General features: G+C 71.1%; 15 protein-coding genes. 5 read left to right on the plus strand and 10 right to left on the minus strand.

Translation table 11 applies throughout. The features are described 5' to 3' along the window. Positions 1-1,103 (plus strand): SpoIIE family protein phosphatase (locus tag ACTMTF_RS25970; RefSeq protein ID WP_441113014.1); only part of this gene is annotated, 1,103 nt, incomplete at its 5' end. Positions 1,104-1,116: 13 nt separating this feature from the next. Here ACTMTF_RS25970 and ACTMTF_RS25975 read toward each other — a convergent pair. Continuing rightward, positions 1,117-1,770, minus strand: a complete 654-nt coding sequence (locus ACTMTF_RS25975) for a class I SAM-dependent methyltransferase (RefSeq protein ID WP_441113015.1) — start codon at positions 1,768-1,770, stop codon at positions 1,117-1,119. 61 nt (positions 1,771-1,831) lie between these two features. On the opposite strand from ACTMTF_RS25975, the gene ACTMTF_RS25980 reads away from it, so the two are divergent. From ACTMTF_RS25980 to ACTMTF_RS25995, 4 genes are all read left to right on the plus strand, one after another. Continuing rightward, complete coding sequence (locus tag ACTMTF_RS25980) at positions 1,832-2,470, plus strand: TetR/AcrR family transcriptional regulator (RefSeq protein ID WP_441113016.1); 639 nt, start codon at positions 1,832-1,834, stop codon at positions 2,468-2,470. A gap of 119 nt (positions 2,471-2,589) precedes the next feature. Further along, the gene (locus tag ACTMTF_RS25985; RefSeq protein ID WP_441113017.1) at positions 2,590-4,017 is read left to right on the plus strand and encodes an alpha/beta fold hydrolase; all 1,428 of its coding nucleotides are present in this window, start codon (positions 2,590-2,592) and stop codon (positions 4,015-4,017) included. A gap of 10 nt (positions 4,018-4,027) precedes the next feature. Beyond that, positions 4,028-5,398, plus strand: a complete 1,371-nt coding sequence (locus ACTMTF_RS25990) for a sensor histidine kinase (RefSeq protein WP_441113018.1) — start codon at positions 4,028-4,030, stop codon at positions 5,396-5,398. Further along, on the plus strand, positions 5,395-6,036 hold the full coding sequence (locus tag ACTMTF_RS25995) for a response regulator (protein ID WP_441113019.1): 642 nt from the start codon (positions 5,395-5,397) through the stop codon (positions 6,034-6,036). Before ACTMTF_RS25990 ends, ACTMTF_RS25995 begins: the two co-directional genes overlap by 4 nt. Positions 6,037-6,166: 130 nt before the next feature. Here the strand turns inward: ACTMTF_RS25995 and ACTMTF_RS26000 are convergent, their stop codons facing one another. The 9 genes from ACTMTF_RS26000 to ACTMTF_RS26040 all read right to left on the minus strand — a co-directional run bounded on the left by ACTMTF_RS26000 (position 6,167) and on the right by ACTMTF_RS26040 (position 16,278). Further along, positions 6,167-6,784 (minus strand): TetR/AcrR family transcriptional regulator, encoded by a 618-nt coding sequence (locus ACTMTF_RS26000; RefSeq protein WP_441113020.1) that lies wholly within the window; start codon positions 6,782-6,784, stop codon positions 6,167-6,169. Between the two features lie 107 nt (positions 6,785-6,891). Beyond that, positions 6,892-8,040, minus strand: coding sequence for a pyridoxal phosphate-dependent aminotransferase (locus tag ACTMTF_RS26005; RefSeq protein WP_441113021.1), 1,149 nt, complete (start codon positions 8,038-8,040; stop codon positions 6,892-6,894). Next, the gene (locus ACTMTF_RS26010; RefSeq protein ID WP_441113022.1) at positions 8,037-8,696 is read right to left on the minus strand and encodes a methyltransferase; all 660 of its coding nucleotides are present in this window, start codon (positions 8,694-8,696) and stop codon (positions 8,037-8,039) included. The genes ACTMTF_RS26005 and ACTMTF_RS26010 overlap by 4 nt, the downstream gene beginning before the upstream one ends. A gap of 229 nt (positions 8,697-8,925) precedes the next feature. Next, complete coding sequence (locus tag ACTMTF_RS26015) at positions 8,926-10,146, minus strand: FAD-dependent monooxygenase (protein ID WP_441113023.1); 1,221 nt, start codon at positions 10,144-10,146, stop codon at positions 8,926-8,928. Further along, positions 10,143-11,540 carry an MFS transporter gene (locus tag ACTMTF_RS26020; protein ID WP_441113024.1) on the minus strand — a complete coding sequence of 466 codons (1,398 nt, stop codon included), beginning with the start codon at positions 11,538-11,540 and terminating at the stop codon, positions 10,143-10,145. The genes ACTMTF_RS26015 and ACTMTF_RS26020 overlap by 4 nt, the downstream gene beginning before the upstream one ends. Positions 11,541-11,679: 139 nt before the next feature. After that, on the minus strand, positions 11,680-12,405 hold the full coding sequence (locus tag ACTMTF_RS26025) for a YoaK family protein (RefSeq protein ID WP_441113025.1): 726 nt from the start codon (positions 12,403-12,405) through the stop codon (positions 11,680-11,682). A gap of 80 nt (positions 12,406-12,485) precedes the next feature. Further along, positions 12,486-14,222 (minus strand): gamma-glutamyltransferase family protein, encoded by a 1,737-nt coding sequence (locus ACTMTF_RS26030; protein WP_441113026.1) that lies wholly within the window; start codon positions 14,220-14,222, stop codon positions 12,486-12,488. A 93-nt stretch (positions 14,223-14,315) separates the two neighbouring features. After that, positions 14,316-15,428, minus strand: coding sequence for a DUF3500 domain-containing protein (locus ACTMTF_RS26035; RefSeq protein ID WP_441113027.1), 1,113 nt, complete (start codon positions 15,426-15,428; stop codon positions 14,316-14,318). Positions 15,429-15,468: 40 nt separating this feature from the next. Continuing rightward, positions 15,469-16,278, minus strand: a complete 810-nt coding sequence (locus ACTMTF_RS26040; protein WP_441113028.1) for an alpha/beta fold hydrolase — start codon at positions 16,276-16,278, stop codon at positions 15,469-15,471. Positions 16,279-16,325 lie beyond the last annotated feature (47 nt).

The raw sequence follows: 16,325 nt of genomic DNA on the forward strand, positions 1-16,325 counted from the left end.
AGGCCCAGGCCATGGCCATCTTGACCTGGAACAGCGGGCGGATGCACGTGGCCGGCTCGCGCGGCTACAGCAGCCGCGGCCTGGAGGGGTTCAACGGACGCCGGGTGGTCGAAGCGGTCCGCTGGGCGCGCGGCTACGACGAGGGCAAACCGGCGTTCTATCCGACCTGGGAGGAGTTCGAGCGGACCTACCCCGACGCCATCCGCATCGACGACATGGGCGCCTGGGTGCTCCTGCCGCTGGTCGCCATGGGCCGGTCCATAGGTACGTGTGTCCTCGCCTATGACCGCCCCCGTCAGTTCAGCGACAGTGAGCGGTCCAGCGTCACCACCCTCGGCGAGCTGATCACCCAGGCGTTCGAGCGTACCTGGCTCTACGACAACAGGCGCCGGCTCGCCCAATCCCTGCAGGCGGGTCAGCTACCGCAGGATCTCCACGAGTTCCCCGCCTTGGACGTGGCCGCCCGATACGTGCCCGCCACCCCCGGCATGGACATCGGCGGCGACTTCTACGACCTGATCCGCCTCAGCGACACCCTGGCCGGGGCGGTGATCGGCGACGTCCAGGGCCATGACGTGACGGCCGCCGCGCTCATGGGTCAGGTACGCACCGCCATCCGCGCCCACGCCACCGCGGGCGCCGACCCCGGCGAGGTGCTGACGCGCACCAACCGGCTGCTCACCGAGCTGGCCACGGACCGCTTCACGAGTTGCCTGTACGTCAGCTTCGACCTGCGTCGGCGCACCGCCTCCCTGGCCAGCGCGGGCCACCTGCCGCCGGTGCTCAGCAGGTCCGGAGGTCCGGCCGAGATCATCGAAACCCCGGCCGGCCTGCTCCTCGGTATCGACCCCGACGCGGAGTACGGCACCACGGACCTGAACATGCCGCCGGGCGCGGTCATGGCCCTCTACACCGACGGCCTCGTCGAGAGACCCGGCCTCGACCTGGGCGACGCCATCGCCGCCCTGGCCACCCGGTTCACCCCCACGCCCGGACAGCCCCTGCCCGCCCTGGCGGAGTCGCTCATCGAGCAGGCCACGAACGAGCAGCGTACCGACGACATCGCCCTCCTTCTCCTGCGAACCACCCCGACATCCCCGTGATCACGCTCGTCGGCTAGGCGTCGCGTCGCAGCGTGAACCAGAAGGTCGGCACCGAGTTGGTGCCCGGCGTGACGTCGAGCAGTTCCCAGCCGGCGAACCTGGCGTCGAGTTCGTCGGCTGTGACGCCCGCCGCCCACGACGTGATCTCGGAAGCCGGATTGCCGAGCGGCTCGGGGCCGTACCCGAACATCAGCAACCGTGATCCGGGAGCGGCGCGGTGGGTGAGCCCGGCGGCGTAGGCGTCGCGGCGGTGCAGCGGGATCCCGCAGTAGCAGCTCAGGTCGAAGAACAGATCGAAGGGTCCGGGCACGTTCAGGTCATCGAGGCGGGTGGCGTCCCCGTGCAGCAGCCGTATCGTCACCCCCGCCGCCTCGGCCCGCTCCCTGGCCTGGTCGACGGCGCGGTCGATCAGGTCGACGGCGGTCACCTCCCAGCCGTGCCGTGCGAGGTAGGCGGCGTTGGTCCCCGTACCGCAGCCGAGCTCGAGAGCGCGGCCGGGCGGCAGCGCGCCGCGCCCCTCTACCAGGGCGACCAGCTCGGGCGGCGTCACGCCGGTGTCCCATGGCGGCTTGCCGGCGCGGTAATAGCCCTCCAGCGCGCGGTGGACGGACTCCTCCTCCTGGTCTCGCGGCGTTGAGATCTGCTGGGTGGTGTCGGGCTTGTCCATCGTTTCCTCCAAGAATTTAGAGTCTGACTTTAGTGGAAGACTCTAGAGATATACTCGTCATATGGACAGAGTCAAACGGCCGGACAAGCGAGCCGAGCGCTCACGCCACACCCGCGAAAAGGTCGTCGAGGCGGCTCGCGAGTTGTTCGTCGCGCAGGGTTACGGGGCGACGAGCCTGCAGGAGGTCGCGGACCGGGCGGGCGTGGCCGTCCAGACGATTTACTTCGTTTTCCGTAACAAGCGCACGCTGTTCAAGGACGTCGTCGACACGTCCATCGCCGGGGACACCGAGCCTGTCGCCACCATGGATCGTGAGTGGTTCCGCGCCGCGTGCGCCGAGCCCACCGCGGCCGGGCAACTGCGCGCGCACGTCCGCGGCACCCGCGAGATCCTGGGCCGGGTCGCCCCGATCATGTCGCTGATCGCGACTGCCGCGGCCACCGATCCCGAGATCGCCGCGCAGTGGCCGGACGGCCCCGACCCGCGTTACACCGTGCACTACACGGCTGCCGAAGCTCTGGCCGGCAAGCCCGACGCCCGTCCCGGCATCTCCGTCGAGATGGCTGCGGACGTGCTGTTCGGCCTGCTCAGCCCACAGCTCTACCTGATCTTCGTCCGCGACCGCGACTGGTCACCGGACACGTGGGAAGAGTGGGCCCGCACCGCTTTGACCTCCCAGCTCTGCGCCGACCCAGGCTAGACGGGATGTATGCCCTGTGGCAGATGTAGCGGGAGGTTCGCCTGTCTAGCCTGTGAGGTCGTCTGCGGCGCTCGCCGCACTGTTTATCGGAGAATTCGATGACCTGGCCAAGATCAGTCTTGCTCGCTCTGCCCTTGGTGATGGCGCTGGGAGCGTACGCTCCCGCCGGCGCCGCCTCCCTTTCGCCTGCCGCGACACCGGCGCCGTCCCTCACCTGGTCAGCATGCGGCGGGGACGTCTCGGCCGAGTTGCAGTGCGCCGGACTGGCCGTTCCCGTCGACTGGGCGAAGCCCGGCGGGAAGACGATCACGCTCACCCTGGCCAGGGCGTCGGCGACCGGCGAGGCCGCGGGAACCGTCCTGTTCAGTCCCGGAGGTCCCGGCGGGGCGGGCGTCCAGGAGCTGTCCCGGCGGCTGGCCCACTTCGCCGGTCTGCGTACCCGGATGGACGTCGTCACCTGGAACCCGCGCGGCGGGGCGAGCGGCGAGCACATCCCGATGGCGTCCTGTGTGAAGGGTCCCGCGTTCGCCACTCCGGACAGCAGGCGCGAGTACGACCGGGTACTCAAGGCGAACGCCGCCGCGATCGCTCCCTGCCGGGACGCCGTGCCCGAGTTGTTCGCCCACATGGACTCCGCCACCCAGGCCCGCGACATGGACGCCATCCGCGCCGCCCTGGGCGAGGAGAAGATCTCCTTTCTCGGCAACTCCTACGGCGGCGTGCTCGGAGCCTCGTACGCGCGGCTGTTCCCGCAGCGGGTGCGCGCCATGGCGCTGGACAGCGTGCCCGACCACGTGGACCCGGTCGCGGATTCGGAGCGGCTGCAGTACGAGGGCCTGGAGAACGGTTTCAAGCGCTTCGTCCGCTGGTGCGCCGGCGCCTCCGACTGCGCGCTGCACGGCAGAGACGTGGAAAAGACCTGGCAGGACGTCGTGAAGCGGGCCGAGCGCCTCCCCCTGCCCGGTGCCGCGGCCGCCGGTGACCGCCGCTACGACGGCGACGACCTCAAGTGGAGCGCGTACGGCTTGGTCGACGACAAATCGGGCTGGCCCGCGCTCGCCAAGGCCATCGCGATCGCCTCGAAGGGCGACGCGTCCGGTTTCGACCCGCAAGGCCGCGGGCCGGGGACGCAAGTGACCGCCCTGCTGGCGGTGCGGTGCGCCGACGGGTACCACTACGACGGCTACCGTGCCTATCGGGCGGCGGTACGGCGCTCGGCCAAGGTGTCGCCGAACTTCTCCGGCCTGCAGGAGAACGGTCATCTCGCGTGTTCGCCGTGGACGGCGGCCAAGGTCCCCAACCCGCCGGCGCCGCTGCCGGCCCGCAAGCTGCCGCCGTTGCTCGGCGTCGGACCCGTCTACGAGTACCCCTCTGTCCGCGCCATCACCGACCAGGTGCCCGGCTCGGTCACGATCAAGTACGACGACATCGGCCACGGCCGGTACCTGAACGCCGGCGATCCCTGCGTGACCACGTACGTGGACCGATACCTGATCGACGGCAAGCTGCCCGCTCCCGGCACCACGTGCCGCGCATGGCCGGCGTGATACTGGTCCCGTGAGACGATCGGCGACTTTCCGCACCTCCCCAGCGGGAGACGCGGTCGGCGTCTGGGGGCGCATCCCGCTGATGGGCCGCGACGCCCTGCTCGCCTGCGCCGTGGCGGTCATCGCGTTGGCGGTCTCAGCGCTGGACGGATGGTGGCGCGGTCAGCCCGCGGCGGTCACCGACGCGGGCTCGGCGGCGGCATGGGCGGTGCCGACCCTGGCCGCCTGCGCGCCGCTGGCGGTCCGCAGGCGGCTGCCGCTGACGGCGGTCGCCGCGTCCGCGGTGGTGATGCTGGCGGCCAGTCTCGCGCTGGAGCGCGACACCGGGACGTGGGTGCTGGGCCTGATCGTCGCCTCAGCGGCCTACTACCGCCACCGGCTGCGCTCGGCCCTGCTGATCGGCTCCGTCGTCCTGGCGGTGGTGATGGCGGTGGGCACCGGGGGCATGTCCACGCCTGATCTCGCCACCGTGTTCGTCTACGCGGCGGCCGGTGCGGCACCGGTCGCCGTCGGGTACGCGTTGCGACTGCGGGCCGACCGGGCCGCGCAGGCCGTACGGCTGCAACGGGCCAGGGAGGAGTGGGCGCGCTCGCAGGAGGCTGCGCGGATCGCGCGGGACGTCCACGACATCGTGGGTCACCATCTCAGTGCGATCAGGCTCCAGGCGGTCGGCGCCCGGCGGGCGCTGGCCGGTCGCGACGGCGAGGCCGACCGTGCACTGGCCGGGATCGCCGGTCTCTCGGCCGAGGCGCTGGCCGAGATCCGGGGGCTGCTCGCGACGTTGGTGCGATCGGACGGCGAGGAGCAGGCGACGGGGCGAGGCCTCGCCGACCTGCCCGCGCTGGTGGAACGCAGCGGTGGTCCGGAGCTGGCCGTCGCCCTGGAGGTCGATCCCCGCTTGGAGAGCACCGTCCACCCCGAGACGGCGGTCTGCGCGTACCGGGTTGTGCAGGAGGCGCTGACCAACGTGGCGCGGCACTCCACGGCCGCGACGGCCTCGGTCACGGTCCATGGGGCGAACAGCCGGGTCATTGTCACCATCGACGACCCGGGTCCGCCCCGCCCATCGTCCGGCGGCGAACCGGCGGACGACCGCGTCCCGAGCGGAGCGCCCAGCGGCGGGCACGGCGGCGGGCCCAGCGGCGGGCACGGTGGGGGGCACGGCGTGGCGGGCATGCGCGAGCGGGTGGCGGCACTCGGGGGGCGCTGTCACATCGGCCCGCGCGGCAAGAACGGCTGGCGGGTGCGCGCTGACCTGCCCGCCCTCCCCCCGAACGCGCGTGAGGAGCGCGGACCGGCGACGAAGACCGGCGGTGCCGAGCTCGGCCCCTCCACGGTGTCCCCCGCGCACGATCATCCGGCCCGGCAGGTGGCCCCGTGATCCGCCTCCTGATCGCCGACGATCAGCATCTCGCCCGCGAGGGCCTACGGCAGTTGCTGGGTCACGAGCCCGAGATCGCCTTCCTCGGCGCCGCGTGCGACGGGGCAGAGCTGATCAGCATGGCGCGTGAGCACCGGCCGGACGTGATCCTCACCGACCTCCGTATGCCGGGCACGGACGGGATCACGGCGATCCGGCGGCTGGCGGCGCGGGCGCCGGAAACGGCGATCATCGCGCTGACCACGTTCGACACGGACGAGTACCTCTTCGGGGCGCTCGAAGCGGGTGCCGTGGGCTTCCTGCTCAAGGACGGTGACCCCGACCTCTACCTGGCGGCGGTGCGCGCGGCTCACCGAGGTCAGGGGCTGATCGACCCCCAGGTCACGCGCAGGCTTGTGCGCCGCTTCGCGACCCCGCCGGTTCAGGCCGACGCTCGGGAGCTCACGGTGCGGGAAACGGAGGTGCTCCGGCTGGTCGCGCTGGGCGGGTCCAATGCCGAGATCGCCGAGGACCTGGCCATCGCCGCGGGGACGGTCAAGATCCACGTGTCACGCGTCCTCGCCAAGATCGGCGTGCGCACCCGTGTCCAGGCCGCGATCTACGCGTACCGGTCGGGACTGGTGTCCCCAGACGAGTAACGCACCGGAGGCCCGGGGCGTGTTCCGGGAGCTCGGCGACCCGTACGCCGAGGCCGGCACCCTCGCGCGCCCGGGGAGCCAGGCGCCGGGCTCCCCGGATCCGGGCCGGCGCACGCAGCGCCCGGGGCGCTCAGCCTGCCCGCGCCCACCCGCGCAACGCGCCGCTGTAGGCCTCGGTCAGCCGGGTGATGACCTCGCGGCGGGACAGGTCCGTCACCTGCAGCAGGTCCTGGATCTCGCGCGGATCGAACATCATGTTACAGAGGAACAGGGCGTACTCGATCATCTCGTTCGGGAGGCCGATGTCGTCGAGCAGCCCCTTCACCGGCTCGTTCCAGGCATCCCGCACGGCGGTTATGATCGCGTCGCCGTCGTTGAGCCGCTCCAGGTAACCCTGGCGGGAGCGAAGCTGCACCAACGCCGGGCCGTGCTCCGCGAGCAGGTCCACCCATTTGTCCACGACGGAGTCGAACAGCGGTCGCCCTTCCGCGGTCGACCTCGCGCTGAAGTCGCGGAGCTCCTCGACGACGCTGAGCACGTAGGCCGCGAGCACGTCGTCCATCGAGGAGTAGTAGCGGTAGGCGGTGGCCGGGCCGATCTCCGCGCGGGACGCCACGGCCTGCATGGTGAGCTGGCCGGGCGCCTCCCGGGCGAGCTCGCCGACGGCCTTGAGGAGGCGCCGGCGGTTGCGGCGGGTGTCACTGCGCAGCTTGTGCCCGCCGTTCGGGGCGGCCTGCTGATCGGTCACGCGCCTCCTTCGCCCCTCATCGAAGTGCAGGCGAAGTATATCCCCTGAGTGAACGTCCGTTCGGCTGCCCGGACATGAGCCGTACGGTGTACGGTCGCCGGGCCTCGTCAGGATCTCGCATCGCCGAGGTGACGGACGATGCGGTCCAGCCCGGTCCGCAGGTCGTCCTCGGAGGCCGCGAACGAGATCCGGATGTGCCCTTCGCCCGAGGGCCCGTACTCAGCGCCGGCCCGGACCATCACCCCCCGTTCGGCGAGCTCGCGGGCGACCGCCTCGGAGGGCAGGTCGGCGTCGTAGCGGAGGAACCCGTAGAACGCTCCCTCCGGCGGGACCAGGTGCAGGCCGGGAATCCCGGACAGGTGCGCGACCACGATCTCGCGGCGCTGCCGGTACCTGTCGGTCATGGCGTCGAGGACGGCGTCCGGCAGATCGAGGGCGGCGAGGGCCGCGTGCTGGGCCGCCGTGTTCAACGAGCCGTTGTAGGTCCGGTGCACGTGGGCCGCCGCCTCCACCACCTCGCGTGGCCCGGTCAGGTACCCCACCCGCCAGCCGGTCATCGCGTACGTCTTGGAGAAGGTCTGGACGTACACCGTCCGGTCCCGCAGCGATTCGATCTCCAGCGCCGAGGTCAGCGCATGCCCCGGGTACACCAGCCGGTGGTACGCCTCATCGCTGACGACCAGGACGTCGGAGCCGTCGAGGATCTTTCCGAGGGCTTGGAGCTCCTGCTCGCGGTGCACGATACCGGTCGGGTTCGACGGGTTCGAGAAGATCATCATCGCGGCCCCGGGAAGCGCGGCGGCCAACGCGTCGAGGTCCCAGTGCAGGTCCGGGGCGAGCGGGACGAAGTCCACGGTGCCCCCGGCGAGGACGACCAGGTCGGCGTACAGCGAGTAGGCGGGCTCCGGGATGACCACACGGTCGCCGGGGCCGATCATCGCCAGCACGACGGCCGCCAGCGCGGCGGTGGCGCCGTGGGTGACCACGACGTCGTCCGCGGTCCAGGTCCGGCCGGGGTGCGCCGGCAACCTGGACGCGAGCGCGGCGCGCAGCTCCCGCAGGCCTTTCTGGTCGGCGTAGTGGGTGTGCCCCGCGCGCAAGGCGGCCGCGGCGGCCTCGATCACCGGCGGCGGTGTCGGGAAGTCCGGCTCACCCATGGCGAGGGAGACGGCCCCCGGCGGGGCCGGGGCGAGGGCCGGACGCCGCGAGCAGCGGCGCAGTTCCTCGATCCGGAAGGCGGGCAGCATGGCGGTCATCGAGCCACCGCCGCATGGTCGGAGCGCGCGGCGAGGATGCGCTGCCGGAGCTCCTCCTCCTTCTCGACGATCCCGTCGACCGCGCCCACGACCTCGTGCACGCGGAGCCGTGGGACGACGACGACGCCGTCGGCGTCACCGACGAGCACGTCACCTGCCGCCACCACCACGCCGCCGACTGCCACCGGGGCACCGATGGTGCCGGGCCCGCCCTTGAACGGCCCGGCGGGGGTGATCGCCCGCGCGTAGACGGTCAGGCCCATCTCGGACAGCGCCTGGACGTCGCGGACGGCGCCGTCGACCACTGCGCCGGCGACCCCGGCATTCACCATGATCTCGCCGATGAGGTCGCCGATCAGCGCCCGGGTCATGTCGCCGTGCCCGTTGACGACCAGGACGTCACCCGGTCGGGCTTCGTCGAGCGCGCGGTGAATGGCCAGGTTGTCACCCGACCGCACGTCCACCGTCAGGGCGTTTCCCAGGAGCGCGGCGCGCTCGGTGACCAGCCGGATGCCGCCGTCCATGACGGTCATCCGCTGCAGCGCGTCGCCGACGTTGGCGGCCGGCACCTCACCCAGGCGGCGAGTCTCCTCCGCTGCCACGCGATCCCAGTTCGGAGCGATGAACACGCTGTCCGTCGCCGCAGCAATGAACATGATAGGGCTCCATTCTTAAATGAGAATCTTTTCTCATATGAGATGACTATAACTCTCAAGGCGTCCGCCTACAATGACTCAGCCGTTGGACCGGGCCGTCCGCTGCGGCAGGGCCGGATGCGTGCGGTGACGCCGCGCGCGAGCGGCGAGGACGGGGCATCGGCCGGTGCGACGGTCGGCGGTCCCGGCCGCCGGGGACGCCCGTCATCGGCGCGCGTCCCCGGGCTGCTCAGGTCATGGACATGAATGCGGGCAGGGTGAGGGCCGAATGGGCCGGACGTCCCTCCGCGACGGGTATGGCGCTGAGCTTGCGCAGCCTGTTGTTGCGCTGCTCCAGGGCCTGAGCGGTGGTCGGGAAGAGCGTGGCGGAGCCCTCTCCGACCAGCCCCTGGTTCAGGGTCACGAACTCACGGGTGTCGTGTTCGTAGGCGGCGAAGCCCTCGGCGTGGTCCCGGTCGGCCAGGGAACCGGCGAGCATGTACGCGCCGACGAGCGCCAGGCTGGTGCCCTGTCCGGTAAGGAAGGAGGGTGCGTACGCGGCGTCGCCCACCAGCGCGACCCTGCCGCTGGACCAGCCGGGCATGCGGATCTGGCTGACCGCGTCGAAGAACAGGTCATCCGAGTCGCGCATGGCGGCCAGCATGCCCGGGACCTCCCATCCCGCGTCGGCGAAGACCGTGGCGATCAGGTCCCGTTGGGCTTCCGGGTTCGGGAACGCGTCGAACGGCGGTTGCGGGTGGGCGAAGTTCAGGAAGGCGTGCACTTCGTCGTCGTCCCCTACGGCGTAGAGTGCCGCGGCCCTGCCCGGGGTGTTCCACATCACGGTCTCGTGGGAGAGCCCGAAGGTGTTGCGCATGGTGAACACGGCGAAGCAGTACCCCAGGAAGCGGTGGAACTGCTCTTCGGGGCCGAACAGCATCTCGCGGGTGCGTGAGTGCATACCGTCCGCCCCGAATACCATGTCGAACGTACGCTTGCCGCCCCCGCGGAAGGTGACGTCGACCCCGTGGCCGGATTGGTCGAGGGTGTCGATGGAGTCGTTGAACAGAAACTCCACGTCGTCACGGACCGCCGCGTAAAGAGCGTCGCTCAGATCCCCGCGCCGCACCTCCAGGTCCCGTCCCGCGACACCGCCGGTGACGGCGTGCGGGTTAACCGAGACCACCTCGCTGCCGTCCCCGTCGAGGAAGGTCAGCCGGCGCAGGTCGATGTGCGAGTCCCGCAGTCGCGGCAGGATTCCCATCCTCTCGACGACATCCAGCGCGGTGCCGCGCACGTCGATGGGATAACCACCGGCACGAAGTGCGCCCGCCTTCTCCACCACCGTGACGTCGAATCCGTAGCGGTTCAGCCAGAACGCGAGGGCAGGACCCGCGATGCTGGCCCCCGAGATCAGGACCTTGCGCCTCGGCGTGGTACGGACATCCGTCCTCAGGTCGGTGCGGGTCATTCCTTGGCTCCTTTGCTCAGGGTACGGACGGCAAGCAGGGACAGCGCCGTGACGACGCCGGTGATGACGAAGACGGTGGTGAAGGCCGATTCGGCCGGGATGTTCGACCCGGCAGGGGTCGCGGCGGTGAGGAAGGCACCGCCGATCTGTGCGCCTGCGGCGTAGGCGATCACGCGAATCACCAGGACCAGGCTGGTGGCGGTGCCGGTGTCGCCTTGATCGACAGAGGTGGCGGTCTTGACGACCATCGCCGTGACGCAGATGCCACTGGCCAGAGCGACCAGCACCTTGCCGACGACGAGGTGCCAGACGTCGGTGTGGATGAACGCCATGGCGACCAACGTGGCCGACAGGAAGCCGATTCCGGCAGCGACCACGGCACTCGCGCCGAAACGCCGCGCCAGGACTCCGCTGAGCGGCCCGGCGACCGCCGCCGCGACGGCGCCGGGCAACAGGTACCGCCCGATGTCGGTGGCGCTGGCCCCGAAGCCGTACGCTTCGGCGGGCACCTCGAACAGCTGCGGAACGAGATACATCGACGCCGAGGTACCTAGGCAGACGGCGAAGGTGATCACATAGGAGCTCCAGATCGCAGGCTTCGCGAGCATCTGCAGATCGACCATCGGCGAGGGTGACCGGCGTTCCACGAAGACCCACCCGGCCACGAGGGCGGCCAGGAGCACGACGACGGCGCCGAACACGAGCGGCCGGCTGCCGATCTCGGCCACCATCGAGAGGCCGAACATGAGCGTCAGCAGAATGCCGCTCAGGAGAAGCAGGCCGGGCCAGTCCATCCTCGCGCCGGTCCGGGCCGGCGGATCGTTCGGCATCAGCCTGTGCACCAACAGGGTCGCCACGACGATCGCGAACGTCGGTATCGCGAACATCCAGTGCCGGGACAGCCCCTCCGCGATGGGCCCGGCTATCAGCGTGCCCAGCATGCCGCCGCCCAGGAACAACCCGCTGACCAACCCGATGGCCACCCCGGACTCTCCCGCTGGGAGGTACTTGCGTACCAGGATGAACGACAGTGGCATCGCGCCCACCATCGCGCCCTGCAGTACCTGACCGAGCAGCATCACCGGCAGGTTCGGTGCCAGCGCGGACACCAGGCCACCGACCACGACCACCGCCATCAGCCGGGTGATGACCCATTTCCCGCCGTGACGGTCACCGAGATTGCCCGCGATGGGCGCGAAGATAGCGCCGGTGATGAGCATCGCGATGCTGAGCAGTGCCCCTTCGGCACGACTTATCGACAGTTCCTGTTGCAACAGCGGAAGCGTCGGTGACACCACCGCCTCCAGGACGCCAGTGGCGAGTGCCAGCATGCCGAGAGCCCCGACAGCGGCCTTCCCGATGCGGACCGGGGGAGCCAGGGATGGTGTGGTCATGAACGTCCTTTCCTCGTTGCCGTGCTGGTGCAGGGTCGGCAGCGCATGTAGCGCTGCCGCCTAGCGGGGAGTACTCACGCCGCGAGCGCGGTCAGGCTGGAGGTGCCGGGCGTGAAGTACTCGTCGTCGGCGGGCGGCGTCATCGCGCCGAAGCCGGGGGCGGTCGGTCCGGTGCTGAGGCCAAGGACCTGCTCGTCGGGGACATGGTCGATCCAGTCGTGGCTGCCGCCACGTAGTCGGTGGAGCGAACGGCCACGTGGCCGAGGCCGGTCACGGCCAGCACGACGAACGCTGCCGCCGCCACCGCGAGACCTTCGTGCACGTGGCACAACGCCGCGCCGGTGACCGCTCCGACGATGATGAGCGTGACGGCCGCGCCGCGGCGCAGTGCCCCTTGGCCGCGGGCCGCGCCGAGCCGGGAGTCCGCCGCGAGGCCGGTCAGGGTGGAGGTGACGACCACGGTGGTGACGTCCTTCACCGCCAGATGGCGGGCCGTCGCCGCCTGCACCCCCATGGCCAGGGCGAGCGACGACGCCATCACCACGCGGGCGGCAGGGGCGCCCACCCCGGCTACGGCCAGGCCGAGCGCCGTGGCGGCCAGGACTAGTCCGACGCCGCCCAGCAGACCCGTGCACCGGCGGCACCAGCCCGGGGCGGCGGTGCGCAGCACCCGCCCCGCCACGGCCGCGCCGACGAGAAAGAACACCAGCGCCATGGCCGGGCCGAGCACGGGCAGCCCCGTCCCGCCTGCGGCCGCCATGCCGAGGATGACCACGTTGCCCGTCATGTTGCCCGCGAACACCTGGTCCAGGCGCAGGTATCCGACAGCGTCGACGACGCCCGTCGCGAAGGTGAGGGCGAGCATCAGACCCACCGGCGTGACACGTCGTCGCACGAGCCGGCCGCGGGTGCGGGTGCGGGGTCGGGTGCGGGACGCAACGCCGTTCATCGCCCTGCCGCGTAGCCCTGAGCGCCGCGCGGGTTCGCCGCCGCCTGGAGGACGCCGGTGTCCGGATCACGCGTGACGACTGACAGCCGGCCCTGGCTCCAGGGGCCGGAGACGGTCACGTCGTGGCCACGTTCGCGCAGCTCGTCGATGACCGCCTCGTCCGCTCGTTCCTCGATCACCAATCCCCCCGGCGTCCAGGTCCGCGGCCAGAACGAGCTCGGTACCGCGGTGGTGTGGAACGCGGGTGCGTCGATCGCCTCCTGCGGATCCATCCCGAGAGCGAGCGTGCGCACCAGGTAGAGCAGTTGCCACTGGTCTTGCTGGTCACCTCCCGGCGTGCCCAGCGCGGCCACGGGGTTGCCGTCGCGCAGCAGCAGGGTCGGAGTCAGCGTCGTACGAGGCCGCCGCCCCGGCGCCAGGCGCGACGGGGCAGCCGGGTCCAGCCATGTCATCTGGAGCCGGGTGCCCAGCGCGAAACCGAGATCCGGCACGGCGGGGGAGGACTGGAGCCACCCTCCCGACGGCGTGGCGGAGATCATGTTGCCCCAGCGGTCCACGACGTCGATGTGGCAGGTGTCGCCCCGGGTCTCCCCGGTCTGTTGCACGGTGGGCTCTCCGACGCCGTCGGCCTGGACGGCGTGCTGACGGGTGACGAGCGGTGGCGTGAACGGTGTGACGCCGATGTCACCGGGCCTGAACGCGGTCGACGCGACCGCGCTGATCAGGCCGGCGCGCTCCTTGCTGTACCGAGGGGACAACAGACGGCACACCACGGCCTTCGCGTCCGCCGGATCGAGATGCCCGTAGAACGCCTCCCGGTCGGCCATGGCCAGCTTCAAAGCCTCGGTGATGGTGTGGATTCCCTCGGCGGTCGACGGATCGATCTGTTCGTCGTCGAAGTGGTCGAGCATGGTGAGGGCCTGCAGCAGCACGGGACCCTGGGACCACAAGCCCGCCTTCGCCACCGTGATCCCCCGGAACTCCGCGGTGACCGCGGGTTCGATGGACGGAAGGAAGTCGGTGAAGTCGGCGGCGGTGATCACTCCGGCGTGGTCCCCGCCCGAGGAGTGCCGATGCGGTTCGGCCGCGAACTCCGCCAAGGCGGCCGCCACGAACCCGGTTCGCCAGGTGTGCCGCGCGGAGTCGATCCGTGCCGTTCTCGTCTCGCCGGCACCCTCGGTGATCAGCCGGCGCAGCGTCCGGGCGTAGGCGGGGTTGACGAGAGTCGCATGCGGTTGCGGGACCTGTCCTCCGGGCATCCACAGCGCGTACGACGTCGGCCAGTGCGTGCGGAAGAGATCCTCGACCGTGGCCAGGACGCGCGCCAATTGGGGTACGACCGGAACTCCGTGCTCCGCGTAGTCGATCGCGTAGGCCAGGACGTCGGCGAGCTCCCAGGTACCGAACTCGGCGAGCAGCCAGAGCCAGGAGTCGACGGCGCCCGGGACGGCGGCGGCCAGGGCGCCCGCGCCCGGGACGTGGTCCAGCCCTTCGGCCCGGAAGTGCTCGATCGTGGCTCCCCGCGGAGCGTGGCCCTGTCCCGCCAGCACGAGCGGGGACGAGTCTGCCGCGGTTGCCAACACGGCGACGAGATCACCGCCCGGCCCGTTCAGATGGGGTTCGGCCACGTGCAGCACGAAGGCGCCGGCCGTCGCCGCGTCGAACGCGTTGCCACCCCGCTCCAGTACGGACTGGGCCGTCGCGGAGGCCAGCCAGTGCGTCGACGCGCACATGCCGAAGGATCCCCGCAGCGTGGGGCGCGTTTTGTGGGAGGGAGCGTCGGTCGGTGATGGCTGTTGGCCGGCCATGTCTGTCTCATTCCGTTCTTATGGCACGTGGTGAGCTGCATGATGGGCGGCGAGGACGTCGCCGCCGAAGTCGGTCTCCGGGTCCCGCCACACGGCGTGGGCGTGGTTGACGCCGCGGTGGATGTTGGTCCACTCGACGAGCAGCCGCGGGCCCTGCAGGCGGTAGTAGTGCGGCTCGCCCGCCGTGGTGGAGCCGGCCCAGGAGAGGTGCACGGCGTCCAGCGCCGCCGGGTCGTCGTAGCGGGAGAGCGGGGACACCCCGTCCGGGACGCGGTCGAGGTAGGTGCCGAGCAGGGCCCGCAGCAGCTCCCGCTGCGCGGCGTCGAGCTCGGCGCCCGGCACGCCCTTGGGCGTCGGGGTGAGGGCCAGCGCCTGCCGGTTCGCACCGTCGAGGCCGGTGGCCGGGTTCTCGGCACCGTCCGGAGTGAACGGGCCGGGACGCCAGAGTTCGCTGCGCTTCACCACGCGGTCGTCGATCCGGGCGCTGTTGCCCGCCACGATGTCGTTCGGGGCGCGCGCCAGCAGAACCGCGCGGGCGGCGAACTCGGGGCGCAGGGAGCGGACCAGCTCGCGGGCCAGGTCCTCGGCCGTCCCCAGCGGGCGCAGCGTCGCGCCGCCCAGCAGTGGCGACGCGGCCGGGTCGGCGCCCAGGAAGCACGGCGTGGTGGCGGCGACGCGCCCGTCCACCACGAGGTTGTTGAGCGAGACGTGGTGGCCGCCGAACCGCCATCCCCACGGCTGCGGCCCGCCGGGCTCGCCGAAGACCCGCAGGTAGTACATGCCGGGGTCGCGGGTGCGTTCCCGCCCCCAGTTCACCGAGAAGCCCTCGACGCGGTCGAGTACGTTCTCCAGGCCGAGCACGGTGGCGACGGTGGTGTACCCGGCTTCGGACAGCCCGCTCGCGACCAGCCGCATCACCAGCCGGTGCTGGGCGGGGCGCTGCTGGTGGAAGGTGAGGCCGCCGTGATCGGTGGGCGTGTAGAACCAGCGGGTGCGTTCGGCCTCGGCCGCGTCGTCGGCGCCCGGCGGCGGTCCGACCGCCACCGGGCGCTGGTCGGCGTCCAGGGAGTCCAGCCACGCCTGGGCCGCCTCGGCCATCCGGTTCGCGACCTCGCGGCCGGCGTCACTCATGGCTGCGGAGCCCGCTGGACGCGGGCGTGCGCCGTGTCGCTCACGCTGCCGTCACTCCGAGGAACTCGCGCACCCAGGGGCCGATCGTGGGCGCGAACTCCATCGCGATCGCGTGGCGCCCATCCTCGATCGAACGCAGTTCGGCGTTCGGAATCTGTTGCGCCATCAGGGTGGCGCCGGTGTAGGGCGCCAGCAGGTCCGCCGTGCCGTGCACGATCAGGGTGGGTGCGGTGATCTCACCGAGGCGGTCCCGGACCTCGTGCTGCCGGGCGGCATCGTGGCGGCGGCCGCTCTTCTCGGGATCACGGTAGGCGAGCGTCTGGGCCGCCCGGGTGTGGAGCTCGGTCTGGCCTTCGGGTGTGACGAAGAAGTCCTTGACCGCTTTCTGCCGGTTGTCGTGGGACATGTCAAACAGCTCGTCGACCGTCTTGGGACACAGCGCGAAGCTCGGCGTGGTGGCGACCAGGATGAGGGAGGAGACCCGATCGGGATGCCGGAGCGCGGTGTGCTGCGCGACGGCGCCGCCGAAGGAGGTGCCCAACAGGTGCGCGCTCTGGAGCCCCAGCGCATCCAGCAAGGCGACGAGGTCATCGGCGAGGTCGCCCAGCGTGTACGGAACCGGCGGGTTCACGGTGATCCCCGAATCGCGCTGATCATAGGAGATCGCCCGTATGCCTGCGCCGAGGTGCGCGCGGAGTGTCGCGTACTGGGTACGGTCGCTCTCGCCGCCATGGACGAGCACGAGCGGCACACCACTGCCGCTGTCGATGTACCCGACTTCGAGCTCACCCGCCCGGATGGTGGAATTCACCGATTCGGCGGGTTCGTGCTCTACCTGCTGTTTTGCCACCGCTGTCTCCTTTTGTCGAAACAGTACGTAGACGGCTCTACGAATTG

Origin of the sequence: Nonomuraea sp. ZG12 (genome assembly GCF_052068115.1) — a bacterium.
Classification (GTDB): Bacteria; Actinomycetota; Actinomycetes; order Streptosporangiales; family Streptosporangiaceae; genus Nonomuraea.

Excerpts from the sequence above, each read along its gene's own strand:
- ACTMTF_RS25975 (WP_441113015.1), bottom strand. The coding sequence starts at position 1,770 with ATGGACAAGCCCGACACCACCCAGCAGATCTCAACGCCGCGAGACCAG.
- ACTMTF_RS25980 (WP_441113016.1), top strand. The coding sequence starts at position 1,832 with ATGGACAGAGTCAAACGGCCGGACAAGCGAGCCGAGCGCTCACGCCAC.
- ACTMTF_RS26005 (WP_441113021.1), bottom strand. The coding sequence starts at position 8,040 with ATGACCGCCATGCTGCCCGCCTTCCGGATCGAGGAACTGCGCCGCTGC.
- ACTMTF_RS26010 (WP_441113022.1), bottom strand. The coding sequence starts at position 8,696 with ATGTTCATTGCTGCGGCGACGGACAGCGTGTTCATCGCTCCGAACTGG.
- ACTMTF_RS26015 (WP_441113023.1), bottom strand. The coding sequence starts at position 10,146 with ATGACCCGCACCGACCTGAGGACGGATGTCCGTACCACGCCGAGGCGC.
- ACTMTF_RS26020 (WP_441113024.1), bottom strand. The coding sequence starts at position 11,540 with ATGACCACACCATCCCTGGCTCCCCCGGTCCGCATCGGGAAGGCCGCT.
- ACTMTF_RS26025 (WP_441113025.1), bottom strand. The coding sequence starts at position 12,405 with ATGCTCGCCCTCACCTTCGCGACGGGCGTCGTCGACGCTGTCGGATAC.
- ACTMTF_RS26030 (WP_441113026.1), bottom strand. The coding sequence starts at position 14,222 with ATGTGCGCGTCGACGCACTGGCTGGCCTCCGCGACGGCCCAGTCCGTA.
- ACTMTF_RS26035 (WP_441113027.1), bottom strand. The coding sequence starts at position 15,428 with ATGAGTGACGCCGGCCGCGAGGTCGCGAACCGGATGGCCGAGGCGGCC.